The organism is Vibrio sp. 10N.222.55.C6, assembly GCF_041473395.1.
Taxonomy (GTDB): domain Bacteria; phylum Pseudomonadota; class Gammaproteobacteria; order Enterobacterales; family Vibrionaceae; genus Vibrio; species Vibrio crassostreae_C.
Genome location: NZ_JBFRSD010000234.1, coordinates 1 through 518, shown reverse-complemented (window position 1 = coordinate 518; position 518 = coordinate 1). Strand labels below are relative to the sequence as shown.

1 protein-coding gene is annotated in these 518 nt (G+C 47.3%); it reads left to right on the top strand.

Annotated elements, in window-relative coordinates; genetic code table 11:
* Positions 1-518, top strand: a 518-nt coding sequence (locus AB4486_RS23415) for a hypothetical protein (protein ID WP_372118942.1), incomplete at both ends; no start/stop codon positions are given.

Here is a 518-nt window from a genome sequence, read left to right as displayed (position 1 = left end):
ACCCAGTTCGTTTATGACGGGCAACTTAGAACATTGGTTCAAACAGATACTGGTGAGCAGCGCTTCGGTTTCACTGAAGGGACGTTAGTCATCACCCTTCAAGGTGAAGTGCGTTTTGAACCCAATCGCGATTTAAACCACACGAGTAGCGAAGACATCGTTAAAACAATCGTAGTGACGTCAAGTGACTTTGATAAAGACCCAGTGACATCTACCGTGAAGTTGACCATCACCGATGGTGATATTCCAACGATTAATACCATTCCAAGCGTCACGCTATCGGAATCTAATCTTGCAGACGGCTCAACCGCAAGCAACGCGCCTGTGAGTCAAACAGAGACGATCACCTTTACCAATCAAAGCGACAATGTGACCAGTTTCCGCATTGAGCCAAGCCTGTTTAATACCAACGACACACTCAAATCGAATGGATTGGTCGTTGAGCTTAAAGCGGATCCCAACACGACTGGGGCGTACATTGGCTTTGTGAAAGATGGCGCCAACCCAGAGGTTCCTGT